The organism is Streptomyces sp. NPDC032822, from assembly GCF_055578825.1.
In genome coordinates this window covers 145980-168366 of record NZ_JBVIOL010000014.1, presented here as the reverse complement: position 1 = coordinate 168366, position 22387 = coordinate 145980, and the positions used below count along the sequence as shown (strand labels likewise).

Sequence of the window (22387 nt, the reverse complement as noted above, 5' to 3'; positions counted from 1 at the left end):
CCTGGGGCCGCCTGGTGGACATCGGACAGGAGACGGCCCGTACGACCGTGCCGGCCGCGCGGTCCCCTCTCGCAGTCCACGGCGAGCGTTCAACGGGTCGCACCACCCACGGGCGATCGGACTCGCGCGACGGACCGTTCGACCGCCGCGCACACCGTTGCGGGTCAGCGCCGGACTCTCACCGGACTTCCCCCGCGGGAGGCAGCGGGAGCGTAACAAACGCGACCGGCGGTCCCACGGCCGCCCCACCTCGCGGCACCTCCCCCTGCCCACCTCTCGGACAGGGAGTTCCGCCTCGCCCCTCACCTCGGCACGGCCGGAAGCGGGGCCTTGCCGCCGCCGACCATGCGGACGTCGGCGGCGAGGAGGTCCCGCGGTCCGTGACACGGCTCGGGCGGCGGCGCCCCGGGGGCGTTGTCAGTGGTGGCGGGCAAGATGGCGTACATGACCACACCAGCTGCACAGATCGTGGATGCCGCCGCCTACGCGCAGGCCGTCGAGGACGCGGTGAAGGCCTCGGCCGCCTACTACGCGGGCGGCACCTCGCCGCTCGACGACGACACCTACGACCGGCTGGTGCGCGGTATCGAGGCGTGGGAGACCGGCCATCCGGACCAGGTGCTGCCGGACTCCCCCACCGGGAAGGTCGCCGGCGGTGCCGCGGAGGGGGACGTCCCGCACACGGTGGCGATGCTGAGTCTGGACAACGTGTTCTCCGCCGAGGAGTTCACCGACTGGACCGCGTCGGTGGCCCGCCGGATCGGGCACGAGGTGTCCCGGTTCAGTGTGGAGCCGAAGCTGGACGGTCTCGCGGTCGCCGCCCGCTACACCCGCGGCCGGCTGACCCGGCTGATCACCCGCGGCGACGGGACGGCCGGGGAGGACGTCTCGCACGCGATCGGCACCATCGAGGGCCTGCCGGAGCAGCTGGCCGAGCCGGTGACCGTGGAGGTGCGTGGCGAAGTCCTGATGACCACCGCCCAGTTCGAGCACGCCAACGAGGTGCGCACCGGGCACGGCGGGCAGCCGTTCGCCAATCCGCGGGGCGCCTCGGCGGGCACCCTGCGGGCGAGGGAGCGCGCCTACACCGTGCCGATGACGTTCTTCGGCTACGCCCTGCTGCCCCTGCCCGACACCGACACCGTCCTGGCGGAGGAGCTGGGCGAACTCGCGCACAGCGACCTGATGGCCCGGGCCGCCGGGTACGGGGTGAACACCACCGCCACCACCGACGTGCCCGGCAGTACCGCCGACACCGCCGAGCAGGTTCTTTCCCGCGTCCAGGAGATCGCGGCGCTGCGGGCGGAGTTGCCGTTCGGGATCGACGGGATCGTCATCAAGGCCGACCTGGCCGCCGACCAGCGGGCCGCCGGATCCGGCTCGCGCGCTCCCCGCTGGGCCATCGCCTACAAGTTGCCCGCGGTGGAGAAGATCACCCGGCTGCTGGCGGTGGAGTGGAACGTGGGCCGCACCGGCATCATCGCCCCGCGCGCGGTCCTGGAGCCGGTCGAGATCGACGGGGCCACCATCACCTACGCCACCCTGCACAACCCCGCCGACATCACCCGGCGTGACCTGCGCCTGGGCGACCACGTCATGGTCCATCGGGCCGGCGACGTCATCCCCCGTGTCGAGGCCCCGGTCGCACATCTGCGCAGCGGCGAGGAGCAGCCGATCGTCTTTCCCGAGGTGTGTCCGCGGTGCGGGTCCGGCATCGACAGCGGCGAGCAGCGCTGGCGCTGCGAGAACGGCCGCGACTGCCACCTCGTGGCCGCCCTCTCCTACGCCGCCGGCCGCGACCAGCTCGACATCGAGGGGCTCGGCCACACCCGGGTCGTCCAGTTCGTCGAGGCCGGCCTGGTCGCGGATCTCGCGGACGTGTTCGCCCTCACCCGCGAGCAGCTCCTCGGCCTGGAGCGGATGGGTGAGACCAGCACCGACAACCTGCTCACCGCGATCGCCACGGCCAAGGACCAGCCCCTGTCCCGGGTGTTGTGCGCGCTCGGTGTCCGGGGCACCGGCCGCTCCATGTCCCGCCGTATCGCCCGCCACTTCGCCACCATGGACGGTATCCGGGCCGCCGACGCCGAGGCGATGCGGCGGGTCGAGGGCATCGGCACGGAGAAGGCCCCGTCGATCGTCGCGGAACTCGTCGAACTCGCCCCGCTCATCGACAGACTCGTGGCGGCCGGGGTGAACATGACCGAGCCCGGCGCGACCCCGCCCGCGCCCGCGGCCGACGACAGCGCGGACGCACCGGCCGTCGACCCAGCCGCCGACCCGGCGGTCGTGACCGGGGCGGAGCTGCCCCTGGCCGGGATGACGGTCGTCGTGACCGGCGCGATGACCGGCGTCCTGGAGAAGCTCAGCCGGAACCAGATGAACGAGCTGGTCGAACGTGCCGGCGGGCGCTCCTCCTCCAGCGTCTCCAAGAAGACCAGCCTGGTCGTCGCCGGGGAGGGCGCCGGATCCAAGCGGGCCAAGGCGGAGACCCTCGGCGTCCGCCTGACCGGCCCGGACGAGTTCGCCGCGCTCGTCGCCGACTTCGTGGATGGGTGAGCGTCCGGCCGGTGCGCAGGCGTTGACTCTTGGCAGGCGGCACGCTTTCATCGCGTGCACACACATCGCGAGCACTCGGGGGAGGGCTGCCGTGGCCGTTCCCCGCCGAAGGGGGAGCCACCTGATGAGACCTTCCTTACGCAGCTCCATGACCGCCGCTCTGACGGTCGCCCTCAGCTGTCTCGCCGCCCCCGCGGGGGCGGCGGGCGACGCGGAGGTACCGCGCACCGAGCGGATCAGCGTGGCCCCCGACGGGACCGGCGGCAACGGCCACTCGGGGGAACCCGTGGTCAGCGCGGACGGACGGGTGGTGGCCTTCGGATCGGCGGCGACCAACCTGGTGCCCGGCCCGGGCGTCGGCTACGGCGTCTTCTACCGGACGGCTCCGGGGCGGCCCTTGCAGCGCGTGGTGATACCGGGCGAGACGACGTCGACGCCCCAGCTGTCCGAGTCGGGACGGTATCTGACCGTCAACTCGTACGCGCCGACGACCGGGACGTCCTCCGTGCACGTCCTGGACCTGCGCACCGGGTCCGTCGAACGCCTGGCACCCGTGATGGACGAGGGCTATCACGTGTCGAACGGCATCGCCCCGATCAGCGCGAGCGGGCGGTACGTCGCCTTCGTCGCCCGGCCCGAGGTCGACGAGCACGGCGCGTTCGCCTGCCGCGTCATGCTGCTGGACCGCCGGACCCAGCAGGTGCGGCGGGTCAGCCGGCCCTCGGACGGCTCCAAGGACGTCCACCAGTGCCAGCAGATCTCGATGAGCGCCGACGGCCGCAAGGTCGCCTATCTGGAGGGCTACTCGGGCCCGTCCGCCGACGACCAGGGCGACATCCTCGTGTACGACCGGGTGACCGGGCGGACCGTGCAGGCCGACGCCACCCATGACGGCGCGCCCGCCGACACCTCGGCCATCGCTCCGGTGCTGAGCGCCGACGGCTCCAAGGTGGGCTTCAACTCGCTCGCCACCGGCCTGGTTCCGGACGCCGACACGAACAACGGCTGGAACGCCTTCGTCCGCGATCTGCGCACGGGCACCCTCCGGCGGTACGACGGCCACTCCCCCACCGATCTCACCCTGGTGTCGGACCTGTCGGTGACCGGCTCGAAGCTGCTGCTGAACACGGCGGACGCGGACCGCAGGACGTTGGGGCTGGTCCTGCGTGATCTGCGCACCGGCCACGAGGAACTGCTGGCCCCCGGGCAGGACGGGCTGCCCGTCACCGTGGGGCGGGCGGCACTGAGCGCGGACGAGTCGACGGCGGTCTTCGACTCCTACTACCCCGGCCTGGTGCCCGACGACACGAACCTGACCGGGGATGTGTTCGTCCGCACCCTGCGCTGAACCTCACGCGCGCGGGCGAGCGCGGCTCAGTCGAGGAACTCGCCCAGCAGCGGCAGGAGCAGGGCGGTACGCCCCATCAGGGACATGTGCGTGGTGGCGGGCAGCACGGCCAACTGCGAGCGGGGAATGAGCCGTTGCATCTCCGCGGCGTGCTCGACCCGGACGAAGTCGGTGTCGCCGATGACCAGCAGCGTGGGCGCCTCCAGTCCGCGCAGGTCGTCGGCGGTCCAGGGCAGGGGGCCGTGCGCCGCCGCCGTGCACTTGGCGATGAAGTCCTGGAAGTTCCCGGGATCCGGTGCGGTGGCCGCGTAGGCGTCGGCCATCTCCTGGAAGTCCGCCTCGCTCGGCAGCCGTGGCGAACCGTAGTCGGGCACGCGGACCTCGTCGTGGTAGCCCTCCTGCTCGTACTGGACGGCGGCGAGCACGAGCCGCCCGACCCGCTCGGGGTGCCGGTGGGCGATCTCCAGCGCGGTCAGCCCGCCGAGGCTGAACCCGAGGAAGTCGGCCTGCCGGATGCCGAGTTCGTCGAGCAGCGCCACGACGTCGGACGCCAGGTTCGGCACGGTGATGTCCCGGTCGATGTCGGCGGTGTGACCGTGCCCCTGGAGTTCGGGGGCGACGATCCGCCGGTCGGCGGCGAGGGCGGGCAGCACGGCACCGAAGGTCAGCCCGACGGTGAGGACGCCTCCGTGCAGCAGCACCAGGGGACGCCGGGCCTTCTCGTCCGCCCCGTGGATCTCGTAGTACATCTCCAGGCCGTTGACCTTGGCGTAGCCGGAACTGTTCGGCACGGTCGTCACATCCGTTCGGGGAAGGTCGTCTGTACCAGGGGAGACCGGTCCGAGGTCCACAACTCATCGGTTCGCCGATCCGCTGGCCTGTCGGTCTGTCGGTCTGTCGGTCCGGCAAGCCCTTCCCGGGAGAAGCACCCGCGGATCGTGCCCGACATGAAGCACGGCCAGCGGAGGCCGAGGGGGACCGGCTGCGGCGGATGCGTTGCGTGCGGAAGGTTGACACACGCGGGGACGAAGGGGTCAGACGTTCGAGTGACGGTAGTGTGTTCAAGACTCGAACTGATCTCCGTATGACGCGCGGTGGCGACTGCGATGAGCACGTCGTCGGTCCCGGCCCGCCGGCACACGACCCCTGAAAGTGGTGCTGATGAACGTGTCGACCGGCGGCAGACGGCTGCGGAGCCGTGCCGCCTTAGCAACGCTCGCCTGCGCGATCGCGCTGTTACCCGGCCCGGGTTACGCGGCCCCTGGCGAGCCCGACCCGCAGGACGACCCGTCGATCGAGGACATCCGTGTCCAACTGGACGGCCTCTACCGGGATGCGGAGGTGGCGACCGAGGCGTACAACGCCGCGGACGTGAAGGCCACCCAGCAGGAGAAGCGGCTGACGTCGCTCCGCAAGGACCTGGTCCGCGCCAAGGACCGGGTGGACGATCTGCACGACCTCGCGGGTGCGGCGGCCCGGACGCAGTACCGCGGGGGCGATCTCGCCGCCACGGGTATCCAGTTGCTGCTCGGCGACCACCCCGACCAGGCCCTGGACGAGGCGACCCAGGCCCGTCAGGCCATGCGGAACGTGGTCAGTGTCTCCGGGATCCAGAAGACGGCCCGCGCCGAGCTGAGCGGGCAGACCGAGGCCGCCGCGGACAAGCTGCGCGATCTGGAGAGCAGCCGCACGGACAAGGCCGCGGCGAAAGAGAAGATCGAGGGGAAGATCGCCGAGGCCGAGCAGATCGAGGCGGGCCTCGAAAAGGAACAGACCCGCGAACTGGCCCAGTTGGAGGAGCGAGCCGCGGAGAAGGCCAAGTCCCGTTGGACGGGCTCCGGTTCGGGTGGCGACAGCCCGGCCACCACCGGCGCCGGCACCGGCGGCGGCACGAAAGCGAGCGGAGCGGCCGCGAAGGCCGTCGACTTCGCGATGGCGCAGATCGGCAAACCGTACGGATGGGGTGCCGTGGGCCCCTCGGCGTACGACTGCTCGGGGCTCACCTCCGTGGCGTGGGCGAGGGCGGGGCACCCCATACCCCGTACGTCGCAGGCCCAGTGGCAGGGACTGACCCGGGTCGGCCTGGCGTCCGCGCGCCCCGGGGACCTGATCATCTACTTCAACGACGCCACACACGTGGGCATGTACATCGGGGGCGGGCAGATCGTCCACGCGCCGAGGCCCGGACGCACGATCACGACCGCGCCGGCCGCCTCCATGTCCATTCTCGGTGTCGTCCGACCCGGAGCCTGAGCGGATGTCCCACTCACTGACACCTCGTGACGCGAGGAACCTGCCCGCGCTCAGCGCACCGCCACTGATCCGTCTCGACGCCTATGTCGCGGAGGACGGGTCGACGGTGGTCAACGGCCACTTGTTGGAGATGAGTGGCACGCGACCGCCCAACGAGGCGATCCTCGACGCCGTCGCCATGTTCGCCCGCACCCTGGGGGCCCCGGTGGCGGCCACCGTGATCGACCGCACCGTGATGCAGGTGGCACGCCTGCGGGTGCACCCCGACGGTTCGAGCCGGACCATCGACGACGAGGACGACCTGCCGCCCGGCCTCGAACGTACCGCCGCGGAGGAGGAGGCGTTTCCTCCGCTCGCCCGCGTCGAGCGCATCATCCAGCACGCGCAACGCGAGGAGCTGCACGCCGCGTTCGTCCTCGCCAGCGCCCTGCGCGAGCACCTGACCCTGCGCCGGGGAACGGAGGACGAACTCTCGCTGGAGGCACGGGCGATCGAGGCGTACCTCGCGTATCGGCGTGGCGACCACGTGCTCGCCACGGTCCTCGCGCTGACCGTCGCGCGCATCCGCTGCCGGACCGACCTGAAGCGGGCGGCACCGGAGGTGGCCCGCGCCACCGCGGCGTGGCAGGGGCTGATGGACGAGAGCCAGGTGGCCACCCGGGGACAGGAGCTGCTGCACATGTGGGAGCGGCTGTCCGCGGAGGGTCTGCTGCTGGAACCGTCCCACCAGGCCATGGCCCAGGCCGTCCGGAGCCGGCTCGAACGGAGCAGCAGCTCCGTAGCGGCCTCGTCCATGACCCCGGCCCTGTCCGCCGGCCAGGGACCGGTCGCCCCCGAGGACAAACCCCTCAAACCCACGCGACGGGGACTACGCCGCTTCACCCGACGACCCGGCAGATCCACCGAGTCCTCGCCCTGACGCGCGACACCCCGACCGGCCCGGCGCCGCCCCACCCCCGCGCCGGCGGGGGCACCTCACCCTCCGCAGCGGATCACGCCGAGCGAGACGTCCACCGGCTGTCCGGGCGGCGCCGTCGGGCGAAGCCTCAGGCGGCTCACCGTCGAGCGGGGAAAGGGTCCGATAGCTGCAGGGTCCAGAAGACATCGGCTCCGGGTGGCTTCGGGCCGGGCAGAGTACGGACGTCCTCGAAGACCGGAACGGGACGCACGTCGATGCTCGGAGTCCCCGCAGTGGCACGTCGTGCCGGGGGTGCGGACCTGCGGTGCCGTCGCCCGTACGGCTCAGCGCATCGCGCCGCCGCACCGCGCGTTTCCTGACGTCGAGGCGACGGCCGGCTTCGGCCACGAGGAGACGCTCATGCAACGCCGTTCCGCGATCACCGGCATAGCCGCCACGCTCTTGTCCGTCGTCCCGCTCGCCGGGATCGCCCACGCCCAGGATCTCGACTGCCGCGACTTCGCCTACCAGGAAGACGCGCAGGCGGAGTTCGATCGGAACACCGGTGACCCGGACCGGCTGGACGAGGACCAGGGCCCGGACGACGGTATCGCCTGCGAGGCCCTGCCCCGCCGTGTCACCGCCCTGTCGACCCCGGTGGCGACCAGCCCGGCCTCGGCGGTTCCCACGCTCGGCGCGCGGGCCGGGGTGGGGAGCACGTCCACCTCCGGCCCGTCCGACACGGACCTCGCCCTCGGGATCAGCCTGGCCACCGCCGGAGCACTCGGCGCCGTCGGGTATGTCGCACTGCGCCGCCGACGCGGCCGGGGCAGCGCGCGAAGGTGAAGGGGGCGCGGGTCGTCCGGTGACGGCATCGCCGGACGACCCACCGGACCGACCCGCTGAACCGATCCTCCGAGCGGCCCACCGGACAGCCCTCCGGCCCCGCCGCGTGGATCAGTCGCACGGATCAGCCGATGTGGTAGCTGTCCCCGTAGACCTGCCAGGCGAGCGGCGGGTTCAGGTCGAGGTTGCCCAGGCGCAGGAAGACGCGTTGTGCGGTGTCGACCCGGCTGGTGTCGCTGTGCGCCTCCTCCTGCTTCATCGCCCACACCCGCGCGTCGAGGAAGGCGTCGAGGTACGTCGTCTCGTCGCCGCCCTGCGCGGGCGGCTGCGCGCTGCGCAACGCGCGCCGACGGATGTTGCGGAAGCTGGTGGAGTCGTTCCCGTCGCCGTGCATCACGAGGGCGTCGTAGTAGGCGAACTGGCCGAGCACACGCAGGCCGTCGGTCTTGCCCTGGCGGACCGCGGGGTCGAAGTAGACGCGGTCGCGTTCGTCGTTCTGCGCCTGCCGGAACACCGCGTCCTGTGCGGCCCCGCGCCAGTCCTCGGGGAAGTCCGGGTCGAGGCCGTCGTGCGAGTCGGTGCCGTCGACGCGGTGCAGGGCCGCGAGGTACGGGGCGAGCACGTTGCCGGGCCTGCGGGTGGCGTAGAGCTCCACGAGGCCGAGCATGTCGCCGGTGCCGGAGCAGAAACCGATGATGCCGGCGGTGTAGCCGCGGCCGTCGCCGATGTCCTCGATGTACTGGTACTGGGCCTTCCAGTCGAGCGAGGAGTTCTCCGCACTCGACACCAGCTGCATGGCGATCTCCTTCTTCGCCGGATCGTCCAGCCCCGGTGCGGCCGTCGGCACCGCGACGACGGGCTGGGCGCCGATGACGGTGACGGATCCTAGCGCGCCGAGCAGGGCCAGCACAGTGCGGCGGGAGGGGCGAGCAAGGCGTGCGGAGGCTGCTGTCTCAGGGTCCACGGAGACTCCAAACAGGGTGGGGGGAGTTGGTCCAGACCTGGATCGTTAGGAAAGTTTCCTATCAGGCTGTGGACCGAGTCGGGAACCCACCCCGCGGGAAATTCGTAGGATCAACTGAAAAGATGAACGTACTTACGCCACTTGAGAGTTAGGGCGGGGCGGCGCGGCCCTCAGCGCCGCCGGTCGCCGTTCGCACCGAGAGGGGAGCCCGAGCGGAAGGTACGGCGGTAGGTGTCCGGGGGCACGCCGACCGTGCGGTGGAAGTGACGGCGCAGCGTCGTGGCCGTGCCCATGCCGGTGGCCGCCGCGACGGCGTCGACGCTGTCGTCCGTGGTCTCCAGCAACTCCTGGGCGCGCCGGATTCGTTGGGTCAGCAGCCACTGCAGCGGGGTGGTGCCGGTCGCCGCCCTGAAATGACGGCCCAGGTGGCGTGAGCTCATCCCGGCCCGGCGCGCCAGGTCTTCCACCGTCAGCGGATGGTCGAGGCGTTCGATCACCCAGGGCAGCAGTGCGGCGAGCGGGTGGTCGTCCTGGGCGGGGACCGGGGCGGCGACGAACTGGGCCTGGCCACCGGCCCGGTGGGGCGGCACGACCAGCCGCCGGGCGACCGCGTTGGCGATCGACGAGCCGTGGTCGAGGCGTACGAGGTGCAGGCACAGGTCGAGCGCGGCGGCCTTGCCCGCGGAGGTGAGCACACTGCCGTTGTCCACGTAGAGCACGTCCGGGTCGACCGTCACCTCGGGGTGGCGGGCGGCCAGGACGTCGGTGTGCGCCCAGTGGGTGGTCGCGCGCCGGCCGTCCAGCAGACCGGCCGCGGCCAGCACGAACGCGCCGGTGCACAGGGACGCCACGCGTGCGCCCGCCTCGTGGGCGGCACGCACCGCGCCGACCAGTTCCGCGGGCGGATCCACGTCGACGTCCGCCCAGCCGGGGACGATCACGGTGTCCGCGCCGATCAGCCGGTCGAGGCCGTGGTCGGGCTCCAGCCGGAACCGGCCGACCCGCACGGTGTCCACCCCGCAGACGGCGAGGTCGTACCAGTCGGCGCTCACACCGGCCGGAGGAGCGCCGAACACCTCGTAGGCCACGGACAGTTCGAAGTGCAGCATTCCTTCGGTGACGGCCAGCGCGACAGTACCCATGTCCGAAATTGTACGGGGCGTGTCGTTCCGGACACTCACGGCCGGGCGACCGCCCCCGACAGGATGGTCGCGGCGGACCGGTCGAGAACACGGTGGTCCGAGAACGACGCGGACAGTGCGAGAACGGGGAGAACTCATGGGGTCGGGGCAGACGGTGGCGGTGTTCGGGGCGTACGGGCACACCGGGCGGTTCGTGGTGGCGGAGTTGCGGGATCGCGGGTTCGTTCCGGTGCTCTCCGGGCGGGACCCCGAGAAGCTGCGGGCGTTCGCGGCGTCCGGTCCCGGAGGGGACGTCCGGCCGGCCTCGGTCGACGATCCGGCCTCGCTGGACCGCGCGCTGGCCGGTGCGGCAGCCGTGATCAACTGCGCCGGGCCCTTCGCCACGACCGCCGCGCCCGTGATCGAGGCGGCGCTGCGGGCGGGGATCCCGTATGTGGACGTGGCGGCGGAGATCGAGACCAATGTCGACACGTTCGCGCACTTCGCGGAGCGGGCCCGCGCCGCGGGAGCGGTCGTCGTACCCGCGATGGCCTTCTACGGCGGTCTCGGCGACCTGCTCGTCACCGCGGCGATGGGCGACTGGACGGCGGCCGACGAGGCGCACCTCGCGTACGGGCTGGACAGCTGGCATCCCACCGCCGGAACGCTCGCCGCGGGCCAGGTGTCCCGGCAGCGGCGCGAGGGCCGTCACGTCCGCTACACCGGCGGACGACTGCGGTACCACCATGACGAACTGCCCGTCCTGAAGTGGCCCTTCCCCGAACCGCTGGGCACCCGGACCGTCATCGGGGAGTTCACGATGACCGACGTCGTCACCGTCCCCAGCCATCTGTCCGTCCCCGAGGTGCGCACCTATATGACGACCGAGGCGGCCGGCGACCTGTCGGCCCCGGGCGCCTCGGCGCCAAAAGCGCTCGACGAGCGTGGCCGGTCCGCGCAGACCTTCCTCGTCGACGTCGTCGTACGCTCCGGCGGCACGGAGCGACGCGCCGTGGCCAGGGGCCGGGACATCTACGCCGTCAGCGCGCCGCTCGCGGTGGAAGCGGTCCACCGCATCCTCGCGGGCCGGACCAGGACGGTCGGTGTCGCCTCCGCCGGCCACATCTTCGACGCCCCCGACTTCCTCCGCTCGCTGTCCCCGCACATCTCCCTGTCCCTGGATCACTGACGTCACCGGAGGGCGGGCGCGCACCCCTCGCGGATGCGGCGGGCGGTGGTGTCGCACCGGCGGCCACCGGGTCGTCGACCGCGCCGCGGAGATCGGATGGTGGGCGACGTCGGGACTGCCGTCGGCGCCCCAGGCCGGCAACGGCGCCTGCGTGCGGGGGCGCTCCCGTGTACCGGAAGTCCCTCAGTCCGAAGTCGGGCCGGGGTCGGCGGCGTCGCCCTGAGTCCGCCGGTGATGGGCGTGAGGACGCGCCGCGGCCGTTCCTCGCGCCGCGGGCCGGGTCGATCCGCCACAGCGCCCAGCAGGCCAGGGCCCTCCTCGACGGCAGCCACGGCCCGCCCGGCGAACGGCGTTCGATTGCACCGAGAGCCTGATCGCACGGGGTGCCGCCTAAGAAAACGCTTGCGTTTCGCTCAGCCGCTCCGTAGCCTATCGGTACGAAACCGTTTCGTATCGAGCATCGAGGAGGTGGCCCGGTGACGACGTTCTCTCCGGTACTCCTGGCCGTCGCCCTCTCGCTGGTCTCCGCCATCGCCTACGCCGCTGCCGCCGTGGTCCAGGAACGGACCGCCGCCGACACCGCGAGCGTGCGCGGCGCGCTGGCCCGCGGCTCGTGGTGGTGGTCGGTGGGCCTGAACGCGACGGGCGCGCTGCTGCACGTGGTCGCCCTGCGATACGGGCCGCTGACCCTGGTGCAGCCGCTCGGGGCGCTGAGCCTCGTCATGGCGGTGCCCCTGGGTTCACTGGTGACGGGGCGCCACACCTCCCGCATCCAGTGGCGCGGCATGGTCCTCACGCTCGTCGGACTGATCGCCCTGCTGACGGTGGCGTCCTCGGCCTCCGGGCCGGACGACACCCTGGACGGCGCCCAGGTCCTCGCCGTCGTCCTCGCCGCCGCCGGGGTGATCGCGCTGCTCGTCCGCTTCGCCTCGACCCGCGCCGCCCTCAGCGGCCTCGCGTTCGCCGCGGCATCCGGCATCGCCTCGGGGGTCGGCTCCACCCTGGCGCAGAAGCTCGCCGTCGGACCCGCCCTCTCCTGGAGCGGCGCACTGGTCGCGGCCCTGACCGTCGCGTTCGCCGCGGCCGGACTGCTGCTGTCCCAGCAGGCGTATCGCCACGGCCTCGGCGGTCCCCTCGCCGTGCTCACCCTCGTCAACCCGGTCGCCGCGTCCGCCATCGGCCTCACGCTGCTCGGCGAGGGCTTCCGGTACGGCGCCACGGGCACCCTGCTGGCGCTTGCCGGTGCCGCGGCGGCGGCCCACGGCGTGACCCTGCTCAGCCGTCCCGAGCCCCGCCACGACCATCCGGGACGCGGACACGGTGACGGACGCGGTGACGGACACCGTGCCGGCCGGCCGATCACCCTCGCCCGGCCGCGTGTTCGGCGCCCGGTACCGGCCTCGACCCGGATTTCCGCTCCGGCTGTCGCGGTCGCCGCACCGGCCCCCTCGCCCGGTCCGCGCCCCGTCCGGCTCCCGCGTTCCGGGCCGCGGCGGCCGGTCGCCGCCGCCGAACTGACCGGCTCCGGCCGGTCCCTCTGACCCACGCGAAAGGAAGACCCCGAACATGAGCCCGACGATGAGCCCGCCCATGACGACTCTTCAGCTGTCCTCCCGAACCGCCGTGCGCATGGCCCAACTGGTGGACGTCCCCGCGGTGGTACGCCTCTTCGCCCCGTCCCCCTCCCCGGCCACGCATCCGGGCGGCGACGCCGTCGTCGACTGGGAACAGGCCCGGCGCGCCATGCGGCTGATGCTCGCCCACCACGCCCTCGAAGAGGGCCAGGTGTGGGTGGCCGAACGGGACGACGGAGCCCTCCTCGCGGCTGCCGTCTGGCTGCCGCCCGGGGCCGGCGTGGAGCCTCCTCACACCCGGTTCAGCAGCCTCCTCTCCCGCGAACTCGCCACCTGCCCGCCCCAACGCCCGGTGCTGGAGACGGCGTTGAAGGTGGCCGGGCCCGGCGTGCCGCACTGGACGGTGGTCACCGTCTGTGCGCCGGGCGAGACAGAGGCCTGGGACCGTGGCGTGGTCGCCGAGTTGCTGGCCCCCGGGCTGCGTGCCGTCGACGATGACGACGCCATCGCCGTCACGGTCACGGTCTCCGCGCGCCACCTGGACCCGTTGCGGCCCCTCGGGTTCCGCGCGCCACGCGCGGTGCCCGTCGCGCCGGGCGCGGGCGTATGGCTGGCGACCCGCCACCCGCGGAGCCGGCCGCACGGTCGACAGGACCCTCGCCACGGCTGAACACCCCGTACCTACAGGCAGACCACCGGTACACGCTGGACCAGGTTGTTGCCGAACCCGCCCCGGTTCCACGGCGGGGTGAGCGGCTGGGCGGTGCCCTCGGCGTCGGTCGCGCGGGCCGTTAGGAGGTGAGGGCCGGGGGTGGCGGTCCAGGGCGCGTGCCAGTGGCGCCAGGCCCAGGGGTGTCCGTCCGGCGGGGAGAGCTCGGCCTCCTGCCACCGGTCGCCGTCGTCGACGCTGACCTCGACCTTCGTGACCGGTGCGCGACCCGACCAGGCACGGCCCTCCAACCGCAGCGGGCCGGGGCGGACGACCCGGGTGCGGGACATGAAGTCCGGGAAGCCGGGCGGGATCATCAGGGCGCGGGGCGCGATCCGGGTGACGGGGTCGCCCGGTTCGTCGGGAGACCTGCGGTAGCGGTACGCCACCGTCTGCTGGAAGCCGGTGAACGGGATGTCGGTCAGCGTGATGTCGTGCAGCCACTTCACATGGGCCATGCCGTACCAGCCGGGAACGACCAGGCGCAGCGGGTGTCCGTGCTGCGGCGGCAGCGGGGCGCCGTTCATCTCGTACGCGACCAGGACCTCCGGGTCCGGGGCGGTGGCATCGGTGAGCGGCAGGCTGCGCCGGTAGTCCTGCTCGACACCGCGTTCCACGCCGTGGTCGACTCCCGTGAAGACCGCCTCCACGGCGTCCGCTGCCACGCCGGCCTCGGCGAGCAGGGTCCGCAGGGGTACGCCGGTCCAGTCCGCCGTGCCGACCGCCTCGACCAGCCAGGGCTGGCTCACCGGCCGCGGGGTGAGGCGGGCCCGGCCGTTGCCCGCGCACTCCATGGTGACGCGGTGGGTGACGGACGGGCGGGAGCGCAGGGCACTCAGGTCGAGGGCCAGGGGCGTGTGGACACGGCCGCGCACGGTGAGCGTCCAGGTGTCCGCCTCGGTGGCCGGGATGTCGTAGTGGACCAGCACGTAGTGGAGGCCGGGTGGGGTCACCTCGTAGCGCAGGGCCTCCAGGGGGAGACCGTGATTGCGGGCCGCGAGGGCGAGTTCCTCGTGGCTGATGCCTTCCTCGGGGTCCGCGACGCGCCCGGGCGGGCTGACGCGGGCCAGTGAACCGGCCTCACCGATGGCTCCGTGGCTGTCCATGACTCCATGGTGCTCCCGCGGCCCGGACCGGGCCCGGTCGAGGAGGCCACCGGCCCGGTACAGGCGCCGCCGAGGGCCCCGGAACCCGCGAGAGCCACGCCCCGTCCCGGGCGGGGAACGTCGCCGCCGCGACGAGGGGCCGCGCCCGGGATGTGTCGAGGCCGTCGCGTCTGCCAGCATGGGAACTCGACGCGAGGGGCTGCTGATGCGACGGGTTCGGTACGTGCGAGAAGCGGCGCCCGCGGTGGGGGCCGTCCTGTGCGCGCTGGTGCTGGCCGCGTGCTCGGGCGCCGGGTCGGGGCGTACGGCTGCCTCCCCGTCCGGGTCCGGTGCGGCGGCTTCGGCTCCCCGGCCCTCCCCCACGACCGTGGCCGTCCGGGGCCCGTGGCGTGCCTGGACCACCCCGCTCTCCGGCCCGGAGGCCTCGGCCGGCTGTGCGGCCACGGCCCACCAGGTCGTCTGCGGCACCGCCTCGGGCGGGATCGTCGGGCGGTCCCGGGCCGACGGCTCGATCACCTGGACCGTACCGGCCACCGGAAAGGCCGCGAGCGTCGTCCTCGCCGTCGACCCGGCCGACGAACGCGCGGTCACCGGCGCGGGCCGTGAGCTGCGCGCCGCGAACCTGCGGGCCGGCACGGCCGCCTGGTCCCACCGGTTGCCCACCGGGCGGGCGTACGCCGCCGTCACGGCGGCCGACGGGGTCCTCTACGCGCTCGACTCGACCGGCGCCGCCGGCTCGGACGGCTCGGTGGACACCACCCTCGGCGCCTTCCGGGCGTCCGACGGTGCGGCCCTGTGGCGGCGGAGCGTCGACGCGGATCCCCACGACGGCCTCGCCGCGTTCGGCGGTCGCGTATACACCACCGACGGGGCGCGGGTCACCGCCCGGGCCGGCCGCACCGGCCGGACCGTCGCCACCAGCCCGGCCGGCGCCGTCTGCCCCCACCTCGTCTCCGGCACCCACCACCTGGTGTGCACCGGCAGCCCGCACTCCGCCGAGGACACCTTCCCGCCGCTGCGTCGCCTCGACCCGGCCGACCTCCGACCGCTCCCGACCGCCGAGGACACCGGCATGAAGCCGGAACGCGGTCTGATCTCGGCCGACGGGGTGCTGATGCTGTACGAGGACAGCGCGGAGGATCCGGGCGCCGGAACCTGGAACGCCTACGACCTCGACCGTCACCGGAGACTGTGGAGCTACGCCACCACCACGCGCGAAGCCGGCCTGGTCGGCGAGCGGTTCGTGACCTTCACCCCGGACAACGACGACACCAGGGGGCGCGTGATCACGATCGACCTGCGGGCCGGACCGGACGGAACGGGGACCGCCGCGCCACGTATGTCACCGCCGTACCCGCAGGCCCGCGGAAGCGTGTTCCCCCACCTCGTCGCCCCGGGAGGCGACTTCGGCCATGTCGTCGTGCAGCCGACGACCGGCCACGAGCTACGTTCCGTACCGCTGCCGTGAGTCCGGGGCGGGCGACAGGGGCGAGGCCGGCGGGCGTCGGCGTACCCAGCCGAGCAGCAGCAGTGAGGCCACGGCCGCGAACGCGCACCACGTCGAGGCGAACTCCAGCCGCCACGCGGCCCAGCAGACCAGCGCGCCCGACCCCATCAACACCCCCAGCGCCACGAGCCGCCGGTCACCCGACAGCACGAAGGAGCCCACCGTGGCCAGGAGGTAGCCCGCGATCAGCAGACGGGCCTGGGAGAGGTCGACGGCGTAGCCGACCGTGCGGCCCCGGATCTCGGCCGTCACCGGGCTGGTGGCCAGGCCGTGGGCGAGCATCGCGGCCGTCGCGGTCCCGACCGCCAGCAGGACGGCCAGCCGGGGCCGGGCGGGCGCCGCGGCGGCGCACAGCACCGCGCCGGGCACCCACACCGCCAGCAACGGCAGCGCGATGACGGCCCAGACCACGGTGGCCGGCCCGCTGCCCCCGTCGGCGTCCCAGACCGCCGACTCGGCGATCTGGTGGGCCCCGAGGATCAGGGGCAGTGCGGCGAGCGGCAGGTCGCGGCGGCTGCGCACCCGCGCCACACAGGCCGCGCCGACCGCCGCGACCCCGATGCCCGCCGCAAGATCAGCCGTCGCACTCCAACACATCACGCCACCATGGGATCGACCGTCGCGTGTATCCGCCCTGCCGTAGGCAGCACGCTACGTCGCCCCCGGCCGTCGGCCGCCGTGACACGAGGGCCGCACCCCGATCGCCACCCGCGACGGCACGCGGGCCGGGCCGGGTCCGCTACGACAGTGCGGTGGCGAGCCGCTCGGTGCCCGGCCCGGTCACCCCTGCCAGTCCGGCGGGCCGCCCGGTCGCCAGCAGGAGGAGGTCGCCCACCGGTCCCCGCACCTCGTCCGGGCCCTTGCCCGTCGTCCAGTCCACGTCGGTCGCCACCAGCCGTACCCCTCTCAGCCGTCGACGGGCCCCGTAGAACGGGCTGGCCACGACGTGCCCGAGGGCGGCGATCGTCTCCTGCGGGGGCATGGCGCGCACCCGCCCGAGGGGGCGGGCGATGTCCTGCCCGTGGACCAGGATGTCGACGAGCGGGTCCAACGGGGCACTCAGCGGAGCCCGGTGCGCGGAACCGGCCGTCTCACGGATCTGCGCGACGAGTTCCGCCGCCCCGAACCGGCCGGCCCGCTCCCTGGCCAGGTCGAACTCCATCCGGTTCCAGTCCCCGCGTGCTCGGACCGCGCCCTTGATGGTGCCGAGGAGCGTGCTGCGCGTCGACAGCGTCAGGTGTGCCACCACGTCGTGCACGGTCCAGCCGGCACAGAGCGAGGCCTCCTGCCAGTCGTCGACGTCCAGCGCGTCGAGGAAGTCGGCGAGGCTCAGCCTCTCGGCCTCGGTCCGGCGGAGAACCAGGTCACGGTCCATGTCCAACACTCCTCGTGCGCGTTGCGGCCGGCTGCGCCGATGTCGCTGCTCTGACCACGGTCCACGGGAGAACTGACCGACCTCAAGGAGTGACGCGCGTCACCTTCACGGGGAGGGGGTGTCGTCCCGGACCAGCCCGGCGACATGGGCGCTGACCGTGTCGAGGATGTCGGTCCAGGTGGTCTCGTCGCCGAGGACGAGGAAGTTGAGGGTCAGGCCGTCGGTCATCGCGGCCAGATAGCGGGCCAGCACGGGCACCGGGACGCGGAGCCGGAGGTCCATGTCCCGGCGCAGCTGGTCGATGAGCCGGGTGTACGCGTCGGCGTAGAGCTCGTACTGGCGTCGCGCCAGATGCTCGAACCCGGGCTGGCGCAGGGCGTACTGGGTGAGTTCGTAGGTGAGCATGTGTTCGTCGGGATGGGCGCGCACATGGTCCCAGTACGCCTGGAACGCGGCCCGGACGGTGTCCTCAAGGGTGGCCCTCGGACGCAGGGCCTCCTGCACCAGGGTGACGTAGTGGTCGGTGATGGTGGTGATGACGGACTCGATCAGGGCCTGCTTGGAGTCGAAGCAGTAATGGAAGACGCTCAGGGACACGCCCGCCTCGCCCGCGATGGACCGTGTCGTCGTCCTGGCGACGCCGTCGCGGGCCATCGCCCTGATCGCCGCTTCCGTCAGCTGTCGGCGCCGTTCGACCAACGGCATCCGAGCCATATGCGCGTCCCGTCCTCACCCTCGCAGCTCGTCCCGCCGGTCCCCGGACATTCCCGGGGACCGGCGGGACGGTCCGTCAACTGCTGTGTACGCCCACCTCGTAGAGCGAGTATCCCCAGTCGGTGCCACGGTCCAGGCCCAGGACGCGGACGTAGCGGGCCGGGGTGCCGGTGAAGCGGGCCGTGTCCAGGCCGCCGTCGCCGACGGTCGTGGACCAGGCGGTCTGCCAGCTCGCCCCGTCGGTGGAGAGCTCGATGCGGTACGACTTGCCGTACGCCCGTTCCCAGTCGAGGGTGACGCGGCCGACCAGGTTGGTGGAGCCCAGGTCGATCTGCAGCCACTGGTCGTCGCTCCAGTCGCTCGCCCAGCGGGTGTCGTCGGCGCCGTCCACGGCCCGCCCGGGCGCGTAGCTCGTGAACGGGTTCGACTCGGCCGAACTGGCAGTGACCGAACGGCCCTTGGCGAGGTTGACGCCCGCCTGGTGCTTCTCCGCCGCCCCCCAGGTGCCGAGGTAGGACTCGGCGCCGCGGAAGAGGTCGTCCACCACGTCCTGGCCGCCGACGAGCCGGATGTCCTCGATCCAGTCCGGGATCATGCCGACATGGGCGGCACCGTCGGTGTTGAAGTCGAAGGTGCGCGAGCCGCTGGTCTGCTTGTCGATGACCGAGCCGCCGTCGACGCTCTTGAAGGGGTACGTGACCTTCTCCGCGGCGTCCGAGCCGCTCGGGGCGGGATGGTCGCCGATGCCGTTGAAGTCGGTGCCGTAGCCGTAGCCGACGTCGTACTTCTCGCGCAGCGCGTTCGTGCGCCCGGCCTCCGCGCTGAACTCCTCGGAGCCGTGCATGTACTGGGCGACGAAGCCGCCGAGCGAGTAGACCCGCTCGGTCCAGTTGAGGTCCATCCAGCTGTGCGAGGAGAGCACGCCCGGGTAGGACGCGGCCTCGAAGATGTCGAGCGCCTGGCCGGTGGCCTTGACGCTCATGTGGTCGATCTCCAGCATCATCTTGCGCTTCATCAAGCCCTGCACCGCGTACTCACCCAGACCGGTGAGCCCGCGGGTGTTGCACTGGGCGTTGTCGTTGTACTCCGGGACCTCGGCGCCGGCCGGCAGGTCGTCCTCCGCCTCGGAGGCGGCGGTGCCGATGGGGTTGTCGTGCATCGCGGTGGTGCACTTCTCGGTCTGCCAGAAGGTGCCGGTGGACAGGAACTGCCCGACGTTGATGGCCGTTCCGAGGCCGCCCTCGTCGAAGCGGACGCCGCACAGCGCGTTGTCGAACTTGTGGCACAGGAACATGCTGCGCACGCCCAGCGCGTACAGCTCGTCGAGCCCCTTGTCGATGTCGGCCTTGCTGCACTGCGCGATGTCGAGGATCTGCTTGCAGCCGAACGGCTCGGAGGTCTCGACCCCCAGGACGACCGCCAACTTGCCCTGCTGGATGACCTGTCGGGCCTGCGCGCTGTCGGTGACGATCCGGAACCAGCCCTTGCCCGTGCCGCCGTACTGCTTGTCGATGTAGGCCTGGAGGTCGTAGGTCAGCTTGGCCTGCAGCCGGATCGACGTCATCTCGTCGCAACTGCGGTCCTTGAACGGGTAGATCGAGCAGATCATGCCGTTGGTGACGAGGTCGTTGACCAGGACGCGCTGGCCACCGCGCCAGGCCCGCTCCACCCAGGCGTAGTAGTTCGCCTGGTGGGTCATCGAGTCGTAGGCGGGCCAGTCCTTGAAGGTGGGCCAGCCGACCGGGTCGTGCTTGCCGTCACCGCCGTGGGTGATGTAGTCGAAGAGGGCGAGGCTGCCGTCGGGGTAGTGCTCGGGACAGTCCTTGAGCGCGGCGGCGACGCCCGCCTCGGAGAACACCTTGCCGCAGATCAGCCGCCCGCCGAAGGCCTCGTTGGAGAACAGGTGGTTGTGCGCGTCGACGAACCCCCGTACGTCTCCTGCCGAGTTGGTCCCGGTGAACGGCTCGCCGGTCACGTTGATCTGTGCTTCGACGGCGGGGCGGGAGGTCGGCAGCCACCATTCGGCGCCGGCCGCCGAACTCGGCGTCGGGCCGAGGATCGTGGCCAGCACGAGAAGGAGCAACGACACGACGGTGACGTCTTTGTGTCTGCGGTACGGGCGTCCAGCCATGGTCACTGCCCACGTCCCTCGGTCGGCGGGGTGGCGCGGTCGAGGACACGGACGGTCCCGGATCCGAAGGCGGGATTGTCATGACCGGCGCAACATATGCGATGAGGATCGCGACTGGGGGATTCCGAGTCAAGAGTCCGGGTCAATTGACCTGATGACGTGATCTCGGCTGGGGGCACGGCCTGGGAAGGAACACCCCTCCGGGTCGGCAACCACCCGGCGTCCAGGAGCGGTTGCCACCCGGCGGGTCAGCCGCCCGGATCGGCGGGCAGGGCGGCGAGCGTGCCGGTGGCGGCCTGGCGCAGACGGGGCGAGGGGTCCGTGGCGAGGGCGAACAGCCGGTCGCGTACGGCCCTGTTGTCCGCGAGGAGGCCGCCCGTGGCCTTCGCCCAGCGGGTGAGGCCGAGCGCGGCGTGGTAGCGGACGGGCTCGTCCGGGTCGTCCAGGCCCCGCACGAAACGGCGTACGTCCCCACGGGTGTTCGCGTCGTCGGCGTCGTCCGCCTCCAGGAGGGAGAGCGCGGCGGCCCGGACGTCCGCGGTGGGCCCGTCGTCGGCCAGGTGCCGCACCGCGGAGAGCGCCTGGGGCAGTCCGTCGAGCGCGTTGCGGGTCCGCCAGACGTCGCCCTCGTCGTCGGTCAGGTGGGCGACGAGCGCCCAGGCCACCGCATGACGCTCCCACAGCCGCAGACCGTCATGAACCCGTGCGCCGAGCCCCTCCACGGCACCGGCGCGCACCTCGGCGCCCGGGTCGTCGAGCAGCGGGAGCAGCAGCCATACGGCGTCCCAGGCCCCCGACTTCCCTACGGCCACCGCGGCGGCGCCCCGGGTCGCGCCGGTCAGCGTCCGGTCGTCGAGTGCCGTGCGCAGCTGCTCGGCCGCGGCGGAGGTGTCGAGGTCGCCCAGGGCGCGTGCGGCCCAGGGGCCGGTCCGCGGGTCGCGCAGCCAGCGCACCGCCGGTCCGACGGCCCGCCGGTCACCTCGCCAGGCGAGGCTGCCGAGGAGCACCGCCGCCGCTTCCGGATCCCGTTCGGCGTCGAGGGCCGCGGCCAGCGCGTCCTCCGCCGTGTCGGAACGGGTGTCCGACAGACGTCTCGCCACCGCGATCCGTACCTCCGGGGACGGGTCCCGCAACCCGGTGAGCAGCGAGTCCATCAGCTGCGCGGTGCGGTCGGCCGGCAGCATGACCAGGGCCCGGGCCCGGGCGGCCCCCACCCCGTCCGTCGCCGTCCGCCACACCTCGGCCCGGACGACGGGATCGTCCTCGTACCTCCACAGCAGGTGGCGGGCGCGTCCCCACACGGCACCGTGTGGATCGCCGAGCAGCGCCGCCACGGCCGGAATGTCGTCCGGCCTGCCCAGGACCGCCCACGCGTCCAGCGCGTTGATGCGGACATGGTGGTCCGGGTCACGCAGCAGCCGGGTGAACGCCTCGGTGACGGCCGGGCCGCGCAGTTCCAGCCGGAGCGCCGCGAGCGAGGCCCTGCGCCGCACCCGCGGATCCGAATCGCCCATCAGCCCCGGCAACACCCCGGCACCCGCCTCCCGCACCCCCAGCCGGCCGAGGCCCTGGGCCACGGCGGCCCGTACTTCCGGCGCCCGGTCACCGGCGGCCCGTACGAGAGCCTCGGCATGCTCCGGCCGCCCGGTCCTCCCCAGCCCCTTGGCCGCCGCCGCGCGCCGCTCCGGGTCCGCTCCACCTCCGGCCAACTCCCGCAGGAAGTAGTCGATCTGATGCTCGGCCTGCATGGCACCCCCGCAAGGTAAGACTCCCGAGCGGCCCGGAGGTTGTGCTCCACGCGCCCCGGGCCCGCAAGGCCTCGGGCACCGCGAGCGCGGCCGTCGGAAGGAGAGCGCGGGTCGTCCCGGCCACCGGCGAGCCGTCCCCCACACCTCGACGCACCCGGCCTTCTCCGACACCCGCGGCACGCCCCGCAGACGACCGCGACGGGACATGCCCAGAAGACAGCGAACCGGACCACCCCTGCCCCGGCCCCACCCCCGGCTCGACCGCCCCGGACACAAAACGCACAGTCGACGTCCCGCCCTCGGCCCGAGTCCCCGTCAGGCCGCCACCCCGGCGGGAGGGGACTC

The 22387-nt window shown here is 72.9% G+C and carries 19 protein-coding genes; 9 read left to right on the top strand and 10 right to left on the bottom strand.

Annotation, left to right across the window (positions count from 1 at the left end):
* Positions 1-302 precede the first annotated feature (302 nt).
* On the bottom strand, positions 303-446 hold the full coding sequence (locus tag ACZ5VD_RS32725; protein ID WP_468551544.1) for a hypothetical protein: 144 nt from the start codon (positions 444-446) through the stop codon (positions 303-305).
* Between ACZ5VD_RS32725 and ligA the strand changes: the two genes are divergently transcribed.
* Complete coding sequence (gene ligA / locus ACZ5VD_RS32720; protein WP_468551543.1) at positions 445-2559, top strand: NAD-dependent DNA ligase LigA; 2115 nt, start codon at positions 445-447, stop codon at positions 2557-2559. The genes ACZ5VD_RS32725 and ligA overlap by 2 nt on opposite strands.
* Before the next feature lie 124 nt (positions 2560-2683).
* Positions 2684-3907 (top strand): TolB family protein, encoded by a 1224-nt coding sequence (locus tag ACZ5VD_RS32715; protein ID WP_468551542.1) that lies wholly within the window; start codon positions 2684-2686, stop codon positions 3905-3907.
* A gap of 26 nt (positions 3908-3933) precedes the next feature.
* Here ACZ5VD_RS32715 and ACZ5VD_RS32710 read toward each other — a convergent pair whose 3' ends face one another.
* Entirely contained in the window at positions 3934-4698 is a 765-nt protein-coding gene (locus ACZ5VD_RS32710; protein WP_468551541.1) for an alpha/beta fold hydrolase, read from the bottom strand.
* 370 nt (positions 4699-5068) lie between these two features.
* Here ACZ5VD_RS32710 and ACZ5VD_RS32705 point away from each other — a divergent pair, with 370 nt between their 5' ends.
* The 3 genes from ACZ5VD_RS32705 to ACZ5VD_RS32695 all read left to right on the top strand — a co-directional run bounded on the left by ACZ5VD_RS32705 (position 5069) and on the right by ACZ5VD_RS32695 (position 7904).
* Positions 5069-6160: a C40 family peptidase gene (locus ACZ5VD_RS32705; RefSeq protein WP_468551540.1), complete on the top strand. Its 1092-nt coding sequence runs from the start codon at positions 5069-5071 to the stop codon at positions 6158-6160.
* A 4-nt stretch (positions 6161-6164) separates the two neighbouring features.
* On the top strand, positions 6165-7079 hold the full coding sequence (locus ACZ5VD_RS32700) for a hypothetical protein (protein ID WP_468551539.1): 915 nt from the start codon (positions 6165-6167) through the stop codon (positions 7077-7079).
* A gap of 291 nt (positions 7080-7370) precedes the next feature.
* The gene (locus ACZ5VD_RS32695; protein ID WP_468684263.1) at positions 7371-7904 is read left to right on the top strand and encodes an excalibur calcium-binding protein; all 534 of its coding nucleotides are present in this window, start codon (positions 7371-7373) and stop codon (positions 7902-7904) included.
* 124 nt (positions 7905-8028) lie between these two features.
* On the opposite strand, the gene ACZ5VD_RS32690 is transcribed toward ACZ5VD_RS32695, so the two are convergent.
* Together ACZ5VD_RS32690 and ACZ5VD_RS32685 are read right to left on the bottom strand one after the other, a co-directional pair.
* Positions 8029-8868 carry a chitosanase gene (locus ACZ5VD_RS32690; protein ID WP_468684261.1) on the bottom strand — a complete coding sequence of 280 codons (840 nt, stop codon included), beginning with the start codon at positions 8866-8868 and terminating at the stop codon, positions 8029-8031.
* Between the two features lie 170 nt (positions 8869-9038).
* Positions 9039-10010 carry a helix-turn-helix domain-containing protein gene (locus tag ACZ5VD_RS32685; RefSeq protein WP_468684259.1) on the bottom strand — a complete coding sequence of 324 codons (972 nt, stop codon included), beginning with the start codon at positions 10008-10010 and terminating at the stop codon, positions 9039-9041.
* A 136-nt stretch (positions 10011-10146) separates the two neighbouring features.
* Between ACZ5VD_RS32685 and ACZ5VD_RS32680 the strand changes: the two genes are divergently transcribed.
* From ACZ5VD_RS32680 to ACZ5VD_RS32670, 3 genes are all read left to right on the top strand, one after another.
* Positions 10147-11178 carry a saccharopine dehydrogenase family protein gene (locus ACZ5VD_RS32680; RefSeq protein ID WP_468551535.1) on the top strand — a complete coding sequence of 344 codons (1032 nt, stop codon included), beginning with the start codon at positions 10147-10149 and terminating at the stop codon, positions 11176-11178.
* 476 nt (positions 11179-11654) lie between these two features.
* On the top strand, positions 11655-12719 hold the full coding sequence (locus tag ACZ5VD_RS32675; protein ID WP_468551534.1) for a DMT family protein: 1065 nt from the start codon (positions 11655-11657) through the stop codon (positions 12717-12719).
* A gap of 49 nt (positions 12720-12768) precedes the next feature.
* Positions 12769-13422, top strand: coding sequence for a hypothetical protein (locus tag ACZ5VD_RS32670; RefSeq protein ID WP_468551533.1), 654 nt, complete (start codon positions 12769-12771; stop codon positions 13420-13422).
* Between the two features lie 11 nt (positions 13423-13433).
* Here the strand turns inward: ACZ5VD_RS32670 and ACZ5VD_RS32665 are convergent, their stop codons facing one another.
* Complete coding sequence (locus tag ACZ5VD_RS32665) at positions 13434-14567, bottom strand: sulfite oxidase (RefSeq protein ID WP_468551532.1); 1134 nt, start codon at positions 14565-14567, stop codon at positions 13434-13436.
* Between the two features lie 205 nt (positions 14568-14772).
* On the opposite strand from ACZ5VD_RS32665, the gene ACZ5VD_RS32660 reads away from it, so the two are divergent.
* A complete protein-coding gene (locus ACZ5VD_RS32660; RefSeq protein WP_468551531.1) occupies positions 14773-16035 on the top strand; it encodes an outer membrane protein assembly factor BamB family protein in 1263 nt (420 codons plus the stop codon).
* Here ACZ5VD_RS32660 and ACZ5VD_RS32655 read toward each other — a convergent pair.
* The 5 genes from ACZ5VD_RS32655 to ACZ5VD_RS32635 all read right to left on the bottom strand — a co-directional run bounded on the left by ACZ5VD_RS32655 (position 16012) and on the right by ACZ5VD_RS32635 (position 22042).
* A complete protein-coding gene (locus ACZ5VD_RS32655; RefSeq protein ID WP_468551530.1) occupies positions 16012-16671 on the bottom strand; it encodes a DUF6629 family protein in 660 nt (219 codons plus the stop codon). The genes ACZ5VD_RS32660 and ACZ5VD_RS32655 overlap by 24 nt on opposite strands.
* Positions 16672-16813: 142 nt before the next feature.
* The gene (locus ACZ5VD_RS32650) at positions 16814-17449 is read right to left on the bottom strand and encodes a maleylpyruvate isomerase family mycothiol-dependent enzyme (RefSeq protein ID WP_468551529.1); all 636 of its coding nucleotides are present in this window, start codon (positions 17447-17449) and stop codon (positions 16814-16816) included.
* Positions 17450-17554: 105 nt separating this feature from the next.
* On the bottom strand, positions 17555-18163 hold the full coding sequence (locus tag ACZ5VD_RS32645) for a TetR/AcrR family transcriptional regulator (protein ID WP_468551528.1): 609 nt from the start codon (positions 18161-18163) through the stop codon (positions 17555-17557).
* Between the two features lie 76 nt (positions 18164-18239).
* Entirely contained in the window at positions 18240-20294 is a 2055-nt protein-coding gene (locus tag ACZ5VD_RS32640) for a galactose-binding domain-containing protein (protein ID WP_468551527.1), read from the bottom strand.
* A gap of 248 nt (positions 20295-20542) precedes the next feature.
* Positions 20543-22042, bottom strand: coding sequence for a HEAT repeat domain-containing protein (locus tag ACZ5VD_RS32635; RefSeq protein WP_468551526.1), 1500 nt, complete (start codon positions 22040-22042; stop codon positions 20543-20545).
* Positions 22043-22387 lie beyond the last annotated feature (345 nt).